Here is a 12843-nt window from a genome sequence, read left to right on the forward strand (position 1 = left end):
GTTCCTGCGCTCACAGCTGCGGACGGCTTTGCTCGTCCCGGAGGGTGACCCATTGCCAGCGGGTGAACTCGTCGAGGTTGACGAACGAACCGAACCGGCTGCTCCCGCCGGACTCGCCGATCCCGCCGAACGGCGCGATGGTCTCGTCGTTGACCGTCTGGTCGTTGACGTGCACCATCCCGGCGTGCAGCCGGTCGCCCACCGCGCGGGCGCGCGCGGCGGATCCACTGTGGACTCCCGCGACGAGCCCGTAGGGGGTCGCGTTGGCCAAGCGGACGGATTCGTTGTCATCGCTGAACGTGGTGACGACCGCGACCGGGCCGAAGATTTCCTCGGTGAACGCCGGCATGTCGGGAGCGACGCCCGCCAGGACGGTCGGGCGGAAGAACAGCCCGTCGTGGCGCCCGCCCGCGGTGACCTTCGCGCCCGCGTCGACCGACCGTGCCACGACGGATTCGATGTGGTCGGCCTGGCCGGAGTTGATGACCGGGCCCAGGTCGACGTCGTCACGGGGATCGCCGACCCGCAGGCCGTCGGCGATGCGCGTGAGCTCCTCGACGTAGGCGTCGGCAATCTTCTCGGCGACCAGGTGCCGTCCCACGGCCATGCAGACCTGCCCTTGGTGGACGAAGCTGCCGAACGCGCCGGCGGCCGCGGCGGCCGATACGTCGGCGTCGTCGAGGACCACGAACGCGTTGTTGCCGCCGAGTTCGGAGACGAACTTCTTGAAGCTGCCGGCCGCGGCCTTGGCCAGTTCGCGCCCGACCGGGGTGGAGCCGGTGAAGGAGATCATGTCGATGTGCGGGTCTTCGGCGACGGCGTTGCCGAGTTCGCTGCCCTTGCCGGGCAGCATGTGCAGCACGCCCGCGGGCAGTCCGGCCTCTTCGAAGAGCCGGGCGATGACGACGCCGCAGCAGATCGCGGTGTCGCTGGCGGGTTTGAGCACGACGGCGTTGCCGGTCGCCAGGGCCGGGGCGACCGAGCGCATGGCGAGGATGAGCGGGAAGTTCCACGGTGCGATCACCGCGACCACGCCGAAGGGAACGCGCCGGGCGATGCTGGTGCGGCCCTCCTGGGTGGTGGGCAGCAGCGTGCCCCATGGCGCGCTGGCCAGCGACGCGGCTTCGTGCAGCTCGTCGAGGGTGAGGTTCAGTTCGAGTTCGACGGCGGTGGCGGTCTTCCCGGCTTCGCGGGTGAGCCAGCCGGCGATCTCGCCGCGGTGCTCTTCGAACAGGGCCGCGGCGCGGCGCAGGACGGCGGCGCGTTCCCGATAGTCCGCGTGCGCCCACGCCCGCCCGTGTTCGGCCGCGGCGGCCGCCGAGCGGGCGAGGTCGTCCGCGGTGGCCGTACCGACCTGGCCGAGCTCGTCGCCGGTGGCGGGTTCGGTCGAGGCCGTCGTCGCGGCGGTGCGCGTCCACTCGCCGGTGAACACCCGGCCGGCCCAGCGGTCGCGTTCGTCGAGCAATCCCACGTCTTGTCCTCTCGTCCGGGTCTGGGAGGTCGGCTACCCGGGTGGCTGAGGAGCAAACGGCCCGATGTGTCGGGCCGGGCGCGACGGGTCACCTCCCGGATACGCGGCGACGGTGGCGTTGGCCCGGCAGGTGTTCGGCGGCAACGGCATTCTTCTGGAGAACGATGCTGCCCGGTTCTTGGATGACGCCGAAGCGCTCTACAGCCACGCGGGCACCCGGAGATCAACCAGCTGATCGTGAGCCGGACGGTGACCGGTATGGGCGCCTTCCTCCGACGGACGACGGTCAGTCCGCGACGCCCTTGGCCTGGTCGATGTAGGTCTGCCGCTCCGGGGTCACGCGAAGGATCACGCGCTCGGACTTGATGTTGTCGGGCGGGTAGTCCTCGCCGGTGTACTTGCGGGAGAGCCGGTCGACCTGACGGCGGGCGCGTTCGCCGTTCTCGACGCCGGTCACCTTCCCGCGGACCTCGGCGTAGCGGTAGGGGTTGGCTTCGTCGCGGATGAGCACGGTGATCCGCGGGTCGCGGGCGACGTTGTGCGCCTTCGCGCGGTGGGTTTCGGTGTTGAGCACGATTTCGCCGTCCTCGATGTCGACCCAGATCATCTGGGTCTGCAGCCGGCCGCTGGGCAGGACGGTGGTGACCGCGGCGAAGTTCTTGCCGGTGGCCAGTTCTTCGGTCTCGGGCAGCAGCTTCGGGCCATCGGCCGTGCGTGCGGGCAACGTCGGCTCCCTTCCGGTCGGGCGCGGCGCGCACTGCGCCACCCCGGGCGGCTACCCGACCGGGGGGATGGCAAACGGAAGCCGTTTCTCCGGGCCGCTGCCGGGTACGCGATCGGAATGTCTGTGCAAGCCGTGGTGATGACGGAGTTCGGTGGCCCTGACGTGCTGACGCTGAAGGAGGTCGACCGGCCCGAGCCGGGTCCGGGAGAGATCCTGGTCCGGGTGTGCGCGTCGGGGACCAACCCGGTGGAGGCGAAGATCCGGCAGGGGGTGGCGATCCCGGACCTCGAGCTGCCCGCGGTCCTCGGCGGTGACGTCTCCGGTGTCGTCGAGGAGGTGGGCTCCGGCGTCACCAACTTCGCCCAGGGTGACGAGGTGTTCTACACCCCGGAAATGGCGTCGCGGTCGGGGAGCTACACCGAGCTGAACGTGGTGGCCGCGGCCATCGCCGCACCGAAGCCCCGGGGGCTCAGTCATGTGGAGGCAGCGGCGATCCCGCTGGCGGGCGGCACCGCGTGGGAGGCGATCGTACGGCGGCTGGCGGTGCGGCCCGGGGAGACGGTGCTGGTGCACGCCGGCGCGGGCGGGGTGGGTACGTTCGCCGTGCAGTTCGCCACCGTGGCGGGCGCCCGGGTGCTGGCCACGGCCGGACCGGACAACCAGAACTTGCTGCGCGACCTCGGCGCGACGCCGATCGACTACCACGAAGCCGACCCGGTCGAAGTGGCGCTGGAGCACACCGGCGGGACCGGGGTCGACGCCGTGCTGGACCTCGTCGGCGGGCAGAACCTCGTCAAGAGCTGCGCGGCGACGCGGGTGTTCGGCCGGATCGCGACGGTCCTGCCGCCCAAGGGTGAGCTGGGCCCGCTGTACCAGCGGAACCAGCTGCTGCACGGGATCATGCTGACCCGGGAGCGCCGCCGGCTGGAGGAGATGACCCCGGTGTTCGAACGCCGCCAAGCCCGGCCGGTCGTCGACGAAGTCCTGCCGCTGGATCAGGTGCGCAAAGCGCATGAACGGCTCGATTCCGGGCACGGCCGCGGAAAGACGATCCTCGACCTCACCTGAACGGGTTACCACCGGGTGCGCCGGGTAGCCGCGCCGGAGTTCAAGTGATCGATGGGAGTGGACATGAAGGCAGTGGTGTACCAAGGCCCGCGTCAGGTGGAAGTGCGGGAGTGCCCGATCCGGTGATCAACCAGCCGACGGACGCGATCGTGAAGATCACGACGACGAACATCTGCGGCTCGGACCTGCACATGTACGAGGGCCGGACCGCGGTCGAGCAAGGGAAGGTCCTCGGCCACGAGAACATGGGCATCGTCGTCGAGATCGGGGCCGGTGTCACGCGGGTGAAGGTCGGCGATCGGGTGTCGGTGCCGTTCAACATCGCCTGCGGCACCTGCCTGAACTGCCTGGAAGGCTGGACGTCGTTCTGCCTGCGGGTCGGACATCTTCCCGACCGGCTGGCACGGCACCGAGCTGGCCGTGATGCGCCCGGGGGACCGGGTGGTCGTGTTCGGGGCCGGGCCGGTGGGCCTGCTGGCCGCGCACAGCGCGGTGATCCGCGGCGCGGCCGAGGTGTACGTGGTCGACAAGGAACGCGACCGGCTGGCGATGGCCGAGAAGATCGGTGTGCTCCCGGTGGACTTCGGCGAGGCGGACCCGGTGGAGCAGATCTTGGCGGCCACTGGCGGGCAGGGCGCGGACTGCGGGGTCGAAGCGGTCGGCTACCAGGCGCACGACCACTCCGGCCAGGAGCACCCGGAACTGGTGCTGGACAACCTGATCAAGTCGGTGCGCTCGACCGGGGGAATCGGTGTGGTCGGGGTCTACGTCCCGCAGGACCCGGGTGCAGCGACCGAAGGGGCGAAGGGGGGCCGGATCGGGTTCGACTACGGCACGTTGTTCACGAAGGGGCAGCGCATGGGTACCGGCGAGTGCCCGGTGAAGCGGTACAACCGGCGGCTGCGGGACCTGATCATCACGGGCCGGGCGAACCCGGCGTTCCTGGTGTCCCACGAGCTGCCGCTCGAGCAGGCGGCGGAGGGGTACGAACGGTTCGACCACCGCGAAGACGGCTGGACCAAGGTCCTGCTGCGGCCGTGACCGGGAGATCGGCCGGCAGCGCCGGGTACGCACGACGCTGCTCATCCACGGTCCCGACGAGCTGATCGCAGCCGGCTTCAGCACGGACGCCGCCGCCGAGCTGACCCGGCAGGGCCTCCACACGACGGTCTGCGTGCCACTGCCGGGGCCCGGGCGCCGCTGGGTGCGCTGATCATGGGCTGGGACATCCGGCACGAGATGGTCGTCGTGGAGCGGGCCGGCGTGACCGCGCCGGCCGGGTACACCGCACGCGCGGTCGAACGGGCGCTGTTCGTCGACGACCGGGTCGTGGTGGCGCGGCTGCTGCAGGAAGCCATGCTCACCGAGCTGCCCGAAGTCGAGGGGCTCGAGCTGGCCGCGCTGTACCGGCCGGCCGCCACCGGCGACCTGGTCGGCGGCGACTGGTACGACGCCTACCCGTTGCCCGCCGCCGGTCCGGGCGCGGCGACGCTGGCGGTGTCGATCGGCGACATCACCGGCCACGACACCGAGGCGGCCACGCTGATGGGACAGCTGCGCAGCCTGCTGCGCCAAGCCGACCTCGACCACCCCGGTGCCGGACCGGCGGACATCGTCACCGCGCTCGAGCACGCCAACCGGACGCTGGAGATCGGGGCCGGTGGCACGCTCGTGCACGGCGACCTGCGGCCGTTGCCGGACGGCGCGTGGGAGCCGGCTTGGACCACGGCCGGGCACCCCCGGCCCCTGGTGCGCGCCGCGGACAGGAGCGTCCGGGAGCTGAGCGAAGCGGACTTGCTGCTCTTTCCTGACGGGCCCGTCGCGCGGGCGACGCACCGGATGGTGCTGCCCCGCGGATCCGTGCTGTTGCTCTACACCGACGGGCTGGTCGAGCGCCCCGGCGCGGACGTCGACGCCGAAGTCGCCGGGGCCGGGGCCCTGCTGGCCACCCACGGGGACCGGCCGCTGCCGGATCTGCTGGCCGAGCTGACCGACCGGCTGGCCGGCCCGGAACCCGGCGATGACGTGGCGCTGCTGGCGGTCCGGATTCCCGGAGCGCGGGCGGCGGCCAAGCCGGCCGGGCCGACGCCGGCGACGTCCAGGACGTGCCGGCCGGCCTGCTCTGCGCCGTCCCACGTCAGGTGCACTGCCCGACTCCCGATGCGAGCCCCGGTCGATGGCCCGTCGTCCAACATATCCCCCGGATGGGGCGAGGGTGAATCAGGCGAGGAAGCCTCATCGGCCGAGCTGGCGCCGGACCCACGCGCGGACGGCGTCGACAGTGGGGTGGATGACGGCTTTCTCCTCCAGCCGGACGAGCTGCAAGGCGCGAAGAACCGGATTGCCGTCCGCGGCGACCGCGAGCGGCAGGCCGGCGGTGCCGGTCGCCGCGACGAGTTCAGCCAGCACGGTCTGTGCGTGGGTGCGCAGCTCCGAGGCGCTGCCGAGGTCGAGGTCGCCCGTCGCGGTCAGGACGACGGCCTCGGGCAGCGTCGCGAGCCGCACGGCCAGTGCGGGCCTGCTCGGTCATGGGCCTCCCTCCGTCCACGTCGACCTTGGAGGGGGCAGGCCGTTCTTCAGCGGGGACCGCTGCGCGCCCCAGTCAGGGCCTCTCGTCCGGCCACGGAGTCGTCGCCTGGAGAACGGCTTCGCTGAGGGCCTCGGTCCGCAGGTGGGTGACCTGCTGGTACTCCGGGTCCGCGACCATCCGGCTGAACGCCTCCCGGCTCGGGTACTGCACGAGCAGCACTGCGTCCCAGTCCTGTCCCGGTTCCGCGACGAGGGGCGTCGATCCGCTGCCTGCGTACAGGACTCTCGCGCCGTAACGGGACAGGAAACGCTTCTCGAGGGCTGCGGCGTACTGGTCGTAGCTGTCTTGGCCGCCTTCCCGGAACCGCAGCAGGTTCAGCATCACGACGGGACCGCCGGGGTCCTCGGCCAGGTATCGCTTGAGGTCCGCGCCACGCGGGTCGACTGCCATCCGGTCCTCCGCTTCGGCTGTGGTGAATGAGCGCTTGCTCATGCTAGCGAACGGGTGCCGGAGTTCAGCGATCTTCGGCGAACAGCAGCGCGGTGTGGTCGCCGACCGGGGTGGCGGCGATGTCGGCCAGCTTGACGTTGAGCTGCTGCGAGGTGCGGCGCAGGAGGTCGAAGGCGGCGTCGGCATCGAGGCCCTGGCGGGCCATCAGGATGCCTTTCGCCTGCCCGATGACGTCGCGGGAGGCGATGGCCCGGCGCGGGTTGACGCGTTCGAGTTCGGCGATTTCGACGCTGCGGGCGTGGTGCAGGGCCAGGGAAGCGTGCGTGGCCAGCAGCAGGGCGCGGTGGCGATCGGTGTCGGTGATGCTGCCGCGGTGCGCGTAGATGTTGAGCGCGCCGCTGACCGTGGCCGGGCCGGACGGCGGCAGGAGCGCGGTCGAGAGCACCGCGCCCAGGCCGTGCGCGGTGGCCACGGCCGCGAACTGCGGCCACGACACCGTGGTGAGCAGGTCCTGTTCGAGGGCGTAGGCGGGTCCGTCCGGGGTGGCCGCGTCCAGGCACGGGCCCTGGCCGGTGCGGTACTGGACGTCGTCGAGGTCGATGGCGACCTCAGGGCCCGGCGCGCAGCTCGACGTCCCGCCCCGGACGAGCCGGACGGTCACCCTGCCGCTGCGTCGGCCCGCCCGGCCGGTGGGGGAGTACTTCCTCCGGCTTTCCCTCACCACCAAGGCACCCACGCTCGGGGCCGAGCGCGGGTTCGAAGTGGCGAAGCAGCAGTTGCCGGTCGACTTCGGCGCCCCCGCAGCCCAGCCGGTGCCGCTCGCGCAGGTCCCCGCGGCCACCGTGCGCGAGACCGGCGAGGCCGTCGAGATCTCCGGGCCTGGGTTCACGTTGTCGATCGCCAAGAGCACGGGTCTCAGCACCTCGCACGCGGCGCACGGCGTCCGGCCGATCACCTCCGGGCCGGTGCCGAACTTCTGGCGCGCGCCGACGGACAACGACATCGGCAACGGCCAGCCGAGCCGCAACGCCACCTGGCGCTACGCGGGCGCCGACCGGACGGTCACCGACGTCTCGGTCCCCCCGGCCGGGCCGTGGTCGTGACGGTTCGCGGCACCCTGCCCACCTCCGTCGCGTCCACCTACGAGATCACGTACACGGTGTTCGGCACCGGCGAGACCAAAGTGGACCAGACTGTCCACCCCGGCGCGCCGAACCTGCCGTACCTGCCGGAAGTCGGGACCATCCTCTTCCTGCCGGCCGAGTTCGCTCACCCCGCGGCAGGAGGTCGTGCTCCGGGTCGCACTCGGCTACCCGGCCGAAGGGCATCGTGACGCGGCGAAGACCAACGCCCTGGTGGCCGGGATCCTGGTCGCGATCTTCTCGGTCACGGCGGTCACCGTGGCCGCTCGACGCCGGGCGGCTGCGCGCCACCGCGTGTGAACCGTTCCCGGTGTGGTCAGGCACGTACCGGGCCGGCGAGCCGCTGGGCGGTCTCGAGGAGCAGGCCGTGGACGAAGGCATGGGGGCCGCAGAGCAGGAAGGCTCCTTCGGCGTCGCCGAGCGGGCGGTGGCGGGGGGGAGAAGCGGTAGACGTAACCGTCCTGGGTGCGTTCGGTGCGGACTGCGGCGAGCGTCGCCAGTGTCTCGGGGTCTTCCGCGGGTAACGCCCCGCGCACCGGCGGGAGCAGCAGTGCGGCATCGACGTGGTCGTGGGCCGGGCTGCGCCGCCACGCGCCCCGGGGATCGAAGCAGCGGCCGGCGGTCTCGGTCACCAGGGGATCGGCGAGCGTCACCAGCTCGGCGGCCCGGCCGGCCGATAGGTGGCGGGCGATGCTGCGCAGGCCCGCGACGCAGGCCAGCCGGGAGTGGGTCCACCACGCACGATCGAGTTCCCAGACCCCTGCATCAGGCTCGTCCCACCTCTGGGTGGTCAGCTCGACCACGACCTCGGCGGCGTGCTGTAGATCCGCTGGCGTGCCGCCGGACCGCGCGGCCTGTGCCGCGCGGTCCGGGCTTCTGGTCCGGCAGGGCACCCGCCGTTCCGCTGCGGTCAGATGTCGCCCACCGCCGGGACGATCGTGCCGTCGGAGGTGGCCGGCAGGTACTGGCTGGTGGCGTCGGAGTTGGCCTCGTAGCCGTTGGCCAGGAGGTTGACCGTGGTGACCGGGTCGGGGATGTTGGCGTTGCAGCTGGCCCGCCCGAAGCTGTCGGTGTAGGCGGCGCACAGGAAGATGCCGGTGCCGGTGTTGCTGGCGGGCCCGGTGAACACCACGTGCAACCCGGTGATCGGGACGCCGGTGGCGGTACGGGCGGTGGCGTTGAGGTCTTGCAGCTGGCGGGCCAGTACGACGAGCTTGGCGGTGCCCGCGTCCAGTTCGACCTGCTGGCTGGTGGCCGACGCGATACCAGCTCCCAGCACCATTCCCGGCAGCAGGGCCAGGGTCGCGGCGGTGGCGAAGAAACGAGTGCGGTTCATGACAACTCCATTTCACCCTCGGTGTCACCTACCCTGCCAGGAACGTCGTGACACCGCGAGCATTCTGTGCTTTCTCGGAGGACGTGCCGGTCGTGAACTGTCCACTTGGCACGGTCCACACAGGTTGCGCCTCATGTGGCACGCGCACAAGAGGCCGATAAACGACGTCGCCGAACCGTGACGATTGCCTGAGGTCAACGGGTGTCATTTGTGGGCGAATTTCGCTGTTCCTCTCCCGGGTGGAGTAGCGAAGTATCGTGTCGATCGTGGTCGGGCGCACCGGGGGTAGCTTCCTTCGGTGTGAGTTGAGGCTTTCTCGTGACACCATTTGCTGCAGAGGGGTGAAACCTCTTCGGTGGCTTTCGCTGATCCGAGGGTGTGCACTTTGCGATCACTTTTCACGGAAAATACCGCGATTGTGGATTATCCACAGGGTGGGCGCGAAACGTTTGCGCGTGCGGGCAACCGTCGTGGTTCTCGGCGTTGCCTGCATCGGTGTACAAGTAGGCGAATTCTCGGTGGCAAGCGGAAGGTGAGCTTGCCTCGAGGTGGCGGACCGCCCATCGACATCACGTCACTGATCCAGTCATCGCTGGGCGCCTCGGTCCCATTCGAACCGGGCGCGCGTAGCTCACCCGGCAGCACATCGGCCCGCCACAGCAGCAGCTGAGGCCGTTCGTCGGTCACCGCGAACCGCAGCGCCGTGGCCTCCGGCCGGGGTCCAGCCGTGCGGGTTCATCACCCGCCCGACCGCCAGCCCGCCGAAGGCGGCCTGCAGCACCTTGTCCCGCCCCGCGTTGATGGAGACATCGAACACCCGGAGGATTCACGGTCATGGCGGCACCACGGAAGTACCCGGAGGAGTTGCGGGAGCGGGCCACGCGTCCGGCGGTCGAGGCCAGGCGAGACCCCGCGTCGGCCGGTGGGGCGATCAAACGGATCGCCGACCAGCTCGGTGTGCACCCGGAGGCGTTGCGGACGTGGGTGAAGCAGGCCGAGACCGACGCCGGGGCACGGCCGGGCACGACCTCGGCAGAAGCGGCCAGGGTCGCCGAGCTGGAACGTGAGGTGCGTGAGCTGCGCCGGGCGAACCAGTTCCCGAAGTCAGCGGCGTCCTTTTTCGCAGCGGAGCTGGACCGTCCCTCGCGATGAAGGTCGAGTTCGTCGACTCCCAGCGGAAGGAGCACGGTGTCCAGCCGGACCTGCGGGCGCTGGAGGGCACGCCCGCGCAGATCGCACCGTCGACCTACTGCGCCGCCAAGACCCGACCCGAGTCCGCCCGCGCCGCATCCGACTGGGTGCTGGCCGAGAAGATCGAGCAGGTGCACGAGGACAACTACAGCGTCTACGGGGTCAGGAAAGTCTGGGCCAAGCTGAACCACCACGGCGTGGATGTGGCCGGTGCACCGTCGAGCGGCTCATGCGCGAGAGCGGGCTGCGCGGGCTGCCGCGGGACAATTCCCCGCGCACGACCCGCCCGGCAGCGGAGACCGGCAGACAGGCTGACCTGTTGAAACGTGAGTTCACAGCGACGCGGGTAAATGAATTGTGGGTCGCGGACATCACCTAGTGGGAGAGTCGGGTTCCGGCTCGACACGGTGCGGGTGGCTGGCAGGGGTCCCTGAGATATCACTGATCCGGTGCAGAGTGTTGCTGAGCTGGCTGCAGGTGATCACTGCTGTTGATTCACGCGACACGTCAGAGATCTGAAGGTAGACGGTGACCCTGCCAGCCACCCCGGGGCCGGATGATCGGCTTGTGAGATGCCGCGCCGTCGAGCGCTGTCCATTAGGTCGCCGCATCAGCCTCGAGCTCACCGCACCCGGTAGCGGGCAGAAGGCGAGGCACGTGTGGCCATTGCCTGTGGAATCGATTGGGCCGAAGGGCACCATGACGTGGCGTTAGTCGACGAGGACGAAAAAGTTGTTGCCCGGCAACGTATTCGGCGTCGGCGCGGAAGGGCTCTCGACGCTCGTGCGCATGCTTGCCGAACACGGTGAGCCGGCCCAGATCCCTGTTGCACTTGAGACTGAGAAGAACCTGCTCGTGGTCGCCTTGTCGGGCGCCGGGTTCCCGGTCTATCCGATCAACCCGCGCGCAGTCGCCCGCTACCGCGAGCGGCACGGTCAGGCTCGCGGAAAGTCCGACCCCGGCGACGCGACCGTGTTGGCGAACATTCTGCGCACCGACCGGCCTATGCACCGGCAGCTGCCGGGGATCAGCGAACACGCGTTGGCGATCAAGGCGTTGGCACGCCAGCATCAAGAGGCGATCTGGGCGTTGAACCAGACCGTCAGCCGGCTGCGTTCGGTGCTGCTGGAGTTCCACCCGAACGCGCCCGGCCCGGGACCTGTGCTCGCCGCCAGGGTCCTGGCGGAAGTCGGTGACGATCCCTGACGTTTCACCACCGCCGCAGGGCTGCGAGCCTTCGCCGGCACGCGCCCGTCACCCGCGCGTCCGGACGATCGCACTACGTCAAAGCCCGCAAGGTCTGCAACAAACGCCTCGGCGACGCGTGCCACTGGTGGGCCTTCTCCGCCCTCACCAAATCCGCTGGAGCACGCGCCCATTACGACCGGCGCCGAGCCGCCGGAGACCACCACAACGCCGCGCTGCGTAACCTCGCCAACAAACTCCTCGGCCGCTTATGGTGGTGCATGACCAACAAACAGCCTTGGGACGACAGCGCCGCCTGGCCAATACCTGCAACAGCAGCGGCCGGGACTTGACATCTGACCGGCGTGGGCTGTCTACGTCGCCACCCGGCCGGCTGGGTGTACACCGCGTTCGTCCAGGACCTGTACTCCCGCCGGATCGTCGGCTGGCAGGTCGCTGACCACCTGGGCGCCGACTTCGCACTCGACGCCCTGGAAATGGCGATCTGGGCACGCGGGGGCAGCACCGAAGGCGGCATTGACGGTCTTGTCCAACATTCCAATAAAGGCATTCAATATACATCCATTCGCTACGCTAAACGGCTCGACCAGATCGGCGTGGCGCGTTCGGTCAGCAGCACAGAGGGCTCCTACGACAATCCTGCTTCCGAATCGCTCAACAGCCTGTACAAGAAGGAGCTCATCGACTACCGAGGAAATTGGGAGAACGCAACGGACGTGACATTCGCCACCATGGAATGAGTTGCTTGGTATAACGCCGAACGGCTACATTCTTTCTGCGGGAACGTTCCTCCGGCTGAGTACGAGCGGACATTCCACGCCACGGCCACTGATGCCGGAGCAGCGGTCTAGAACCAACCCGACCGGCCTCCACCATCGCCGGGGCGCTCCAGTCGAGGCGTTCACGCGCGCGGAGGTGGGTACTCGGGGCCACGGCCGTAGACGGAGTGCAGGCACCGATGAACCGTGAGATCGTCTGGCGAGGTGAGCGCGACCTCGGGTTGGCCGTGTGGCTCGGCGGAGCGCTCATGGGCGCGGTCGGGCTGAACGGGACGGCGGCGCGAGCCGCGGATCGGGTGGCGGTGGCGCGGATCACCAGTACAGGGTGGTCCCGGTGGACACCTGTCGGAGCCGGTGCCATCGCCCTTCACCTGATCGGCGTCGCCGGCACGGTCAAGACGCGGCGCCGCCACTGTCGATCCGTCCGGCCCGCGACCGCGGTCAAGTCCCTGACCACCGTGGCGGCCATGGCGGCGTCCACCTACAGCTACGTTGTGGGCAAACAGATCCAGCACGCGACCTTGGACGGCGACGTCACGACCGAGGCCGACCTGGACGCCGAACGTCATCGACGCTTGGTGCGCGCCGAGCGCAGTCTGGGGTGGGTGCAGTGGGCCGTGCCGCCACTCACCGCTGCCTTGATCGTCGGCTACGCCCGGGCGGAACCGGGTCGCGACGGGGACGGGGTCCTGGCGGCCAGGTGTGTGCGCGTTCGCGGATGAAGCGGTGGGCCCCGAAGCATGTCGTGGTGGTCCGCTCGGCGGCTGAACGTACGTATGCCGCTGAGATTGTGGCGCGGTGCGAGGCTGCCGGCGTCAGCGATATCGGCTTCCTGCGCTCCGACCGCATCACCGGTCTGCGGGGCGGCGACGAGCCCGCCACTTGCATCCGGGCGAAGCCGACGCTCGCGGTGGTGGTCGAAGGCGGAAGCTCCAGCTGATTTCCC

At 70.1% G+C, this 12843-nt stretch carries 15 protein-coding genes and 3 pseudogenes; 12 read left to right on the forward strand and 6 right to left on the reverse strand.

The annotated features are described in order from the left end of the window. Nucleotides 1-10 precede the first annotated feature (10 nt). A complete protein-coding gene (locus C2L59_RS01210; RefSeq protein ID WP_103347638.1) occupies nucleotides 11-1471 on the reverse strand; it encodes an aldehyde dehydrogenase family protein in 1461 nt (486 codons plus the stop codon). 112 nt (nucleotides 1472-1583) lie between these two features. Between C2L59_RS01210 and C2L59_RS49755 the strand changes: the two genes are divergently transcribed. After that, nucleotides 1584-1706 carry a hypothetical protein gene (locus tag C2L59_RS49755; RefSeq protein WP_255410220.1) on the forward strand — a complete coding sequence of 41 codons (123 nt, stop codon included), beginning with the start codon at nucleotides 1584-1586 and terminating at the stop codon, nucleotides 1704-1706. Nucleotides 1707-1757: 51 nt separating this feature from the next. Here C2L59_RS49755 and C2L59_RS01215 read toward each other — a convergent pair whose 3' ends face one another. Then, a complete protein-coding gene (locus C2L59_RS01215; protein WP_103347639.1) occupies nucleotides 1758-2195 on the reverse strand; it encodes a PPOX class F420-dependent oxidoreductase in 438 nt (145 codons plus the stop codon). Between the two features lie 117 nt (nucleotides 2196-2312). Between C2L59_RS01215 and C2L59_RS01220 the strand changes: the two genes are divergently transcribed. From C2L59_RS01220 to C2L59_RS01230, 3 genes and pseudogenes are all read left to right on the forward strand, one after another. Beyond that, entirely contained in the window at nucleotides 2313-3263 is a 951-nt protein-coding gene (locus C2L59_RS01220) for a zinc-binding dehydrogenase (protein ID WP_233223203.1), read from the forward strand. 63 nt (nucleotides 3264-3326) lie between these two features. Further along, nucleotides 3327-4304 (forward strand): annotated as a pseudogene (locus C2L59_RS01225) (glutathione-independent formaldehyde dehydrogenase). 174 nt (nucleotides 4305-4478) lie between these two features. After that, nucleotides 4479-5918 carry a PP2C family protein-serine/threonine phosphatase gene (locus C2L59_RS01230; protein ID WP_103347641.1) on the forward strand — a complete coding sequence of 480 codons (1440 nt, stop codon included), beginning with the start codon at nucleotides 4479-4481 and terminating at the stop codon, nucleotides 5916-5918. Here C2L59_RS01230 and C2L59_RS01235 read toward each other — a convergent pair. After that, nucleotides 5866-6243 carry a DUF1330 domain-containing protein gene (locus C2L59_RS01235; RefSeq protein ID WP_103347704.1) on the reverse strand — a complete coding sequence of 126 codons (378 nt, stop codon included), beginning with the start codon at nucleotides 6241-6243 and terminating at the stop codon, nucleotides 5866-5868. The genes C2L59_RS01230 and C2L59_RS01235 overlap by 53 nt on opposite strands. A gap of 64 nt (nucleotides 6244-6307) precedes the next feature. Next, on the reverse strand, nucleotides 6308-6904 hold the full coding sequence (locus C2L59_RS01240; RefSeq protein ID WP_199198861.1) for an ANTAR domain-containing protein: 597 nt from the start codon (nucleotides 6902-6904) through the stop codon (nucleotides 6308-6310). On the opposite strand from C2L59_RS01240, the gene C2L59_RS01245 reads away from it, so the two are divergent. Both C2L59_RS01245 and C2L59_RS47350 read left to right on the forward strand, forming a co-directional pair. Then, on the forward strand, nucleotides 6843-7346 hold the full coding sequence (locus tag C2L59_RS01245) for a beta-galactosidase domain 4-containing protein (protein ID WP_233223204.1): 504 nt from the start codon (nucleotides 6843-6845) through the stop codon (nucleotides 7344-7346). The genes C2L59_RS01240 and C2L59_RS01245 overlap by 62 nt on opposite strands. A 186-nt stretch (nucleotides 7347-7532) precedes the next feature. Then, nucleotides 7533-7685 carry a hypothetical protein gene (locus C2L59_RS47350; protein WP_158263013.1) on the forward strand — a complete coding sequence of 51 codons (153 nt, stop codon included), beginning with the start codon at nucleotides 7533-7535 and terminating at the stop codon, nucleotides 7683-7685. A gap of 203 nt (nucleotides 7686-7888) precedes the next feature. On the opposite strand, the pseudogene C2L59_RS50195 reads toward C2L59_RS47350, so the two are convergent. Further along, nucleotides 7889-8278, reverse strand: a pseudogene (locus C2L59_RS50195) (glycoside hydrolase family 15 protein); the annotation flags it as partial. A gap of 17 nt (nucleotides 8279-8295) precedes the next feature. After that, nucleotides 8296-8721, reverse strand: coding sequence for a hypothetical protein (locus C2L59_RS01255; protein ID WP_103347643.1), 426 nt, complete (start codon nucleotides 8719-8721; stop codon nucleotides 8296-8298). 834 nt (nucleotides 8722-9555) lie between these two features. Between C2L59_RS01255 and C2L59_RS01260 the strand changes: the two genes are divergently transcribed. The 6 genes and pseudogenes from C2L59_RS01260 (at nucleotide 9556) to C2L59_RS01285 (ending at nucleotide 12837) form a co-directional block, all read left to right on the forward strand. Continuing rightward, the gene (locus tag C2L59_RS01260; RefSeq protein WP_103347644.1) at nucleotides 9556-9873 is read left to right on the forward strand and encodes a transposase; all 318 of its coding nucleotides are present in this window, start codon (nucleotides 9556-9558) and stop codon (nucleotides 9871-9873) included. Continuing rightward, nucleotides 9870-10235 (forward strand): IS3 family transposase, encoded by a 366-nt coding sequence (locus C2L59_RS01265; protein WP_103347645.1) that lies wholly within the window; start codon nucleotides 9870-9872, stop codon nucleotides 10233-10235. Before C2L59_RS01260 ends, C2L59_RS01265 begins: the two co-directional genes overlap by 4 nt. A 336-nt stretch (nucleotides 10236-10571) precedes the next feature. Further along, nucleotides 10572-11450 (forward strand): annotated as a pseudogene (locus C2L59_RS01270) (transposase). A gap of 45 nt (nucleotides 11451-11495) precedes the next feature. Continuing rightward, nucleotides 11496-11858 (forward strand): DDE-type integrase/transposase/recombinase, encoded by a 363-nt coding sequence (locus C2L59_RS01275; protein WP_158263014.1) that lies wholly within the window; start codon nucleotides 11496-11498, stop codon nucleotides 11856-11858. Between the two features lie 218 nt (nucleotides 11859-12076). After that, a complete protein-coding gene (locus C2L59_RS01280) occupies nucleotides 12077-12619 on the forward strand; it encodes a hypothetical protein (protein ID WP_103347647.1) in 543 nt (180 codons plus the stop codon). Then, on the forward strand, nucleotides 12616-12837 hold the full coding sequence (locus C2L59_RS01285; RefSeq protein ID WP_103347648.1) for a hypothetical protein: 222 nt from the start codon (nucleotides 12616-12618) through the stop codon (nucleotides 12835-12837). Before C2L59_RS01280 ends, C2L59_RS01285 begins: the two co-directional genes overlap by 4 nt. The last annotated feature ends 6 nt before the right edge of the window (nucleotides 12838-12843 follow it).

This window comes from Amycolatopsis sp. CA-128772, from assembly GCF_002904295.1.
Taxonomy (GTDB): Bacteria; Actinomycetota; Actinomycetes; order Mycobacteriales; family Pseudonocardiaceae; genus Amycolatopsis.

Coding starts and splice junctions, on each gene's coding strand:
- C2L59_RS01220 (WP_233223203.1), top strand. CDS start 2,313: ATGTCTGTGCAAGCCGTGGTGATGACGGAGTTCGGTGGCCCTGACGTG.
- C2L59_RS01265 (WP_103347645.1), top strand. CDS start 9,870: ATGAAGGTCGAGTTCGTCGACTCCCAGCGGAAGGAGCACGGTGTCCAG.
- C2L59_RS01235 (WP_103347704.1), bottom strand. CDS start 6,243: ATGGCAGTCGACCCGCGTGGCGCGGACCTCAAGCGATACCTGGCCGAG.
- C2L59_RS01285 (WP_103347648.1), top strand. CDS start 12,616: ATGAAGCGGTGGGCCCCGAAGCATGTCGTGGTGGTCCGCTCGGCGGCT.
- C2L59_RS01280 (WP_103347647.1), top strand. CDS start 12,077: ATGAACCGTGAGATCGTCTGGCGAGGTGAGCGCGACCTCGGGTTGGCC.
- C2L59_RS01260 (WP_103347644.1), top strand. CDS start 9,556: ATGGCGGCACCACGGAAGTACCCGGAGGAGTTGCGGGAGCGGGCCACG.
- C2L59_RS01245 (WP_233223204.1), top strand. CDS start 6,843: ATGGCGACCTCAGGGCCCGGCGCGCAGCTCGACGTCCCGCCCCGGACG.
- C2L59_RS01230 (WP_103347641.1), top strand. CDS start 4,479: ATGGGCTGGGACATCCGGCACGAGATGGTCGTCGTGGAGCGGGCCGGC.
- C2L59_RS01255 (WP_103347643.1), bottom strand. CDS start 8,721: ATGAACCGCACTCGTTTCTTCGCCACCGCCGCGACCCTGGCCCTGCTG.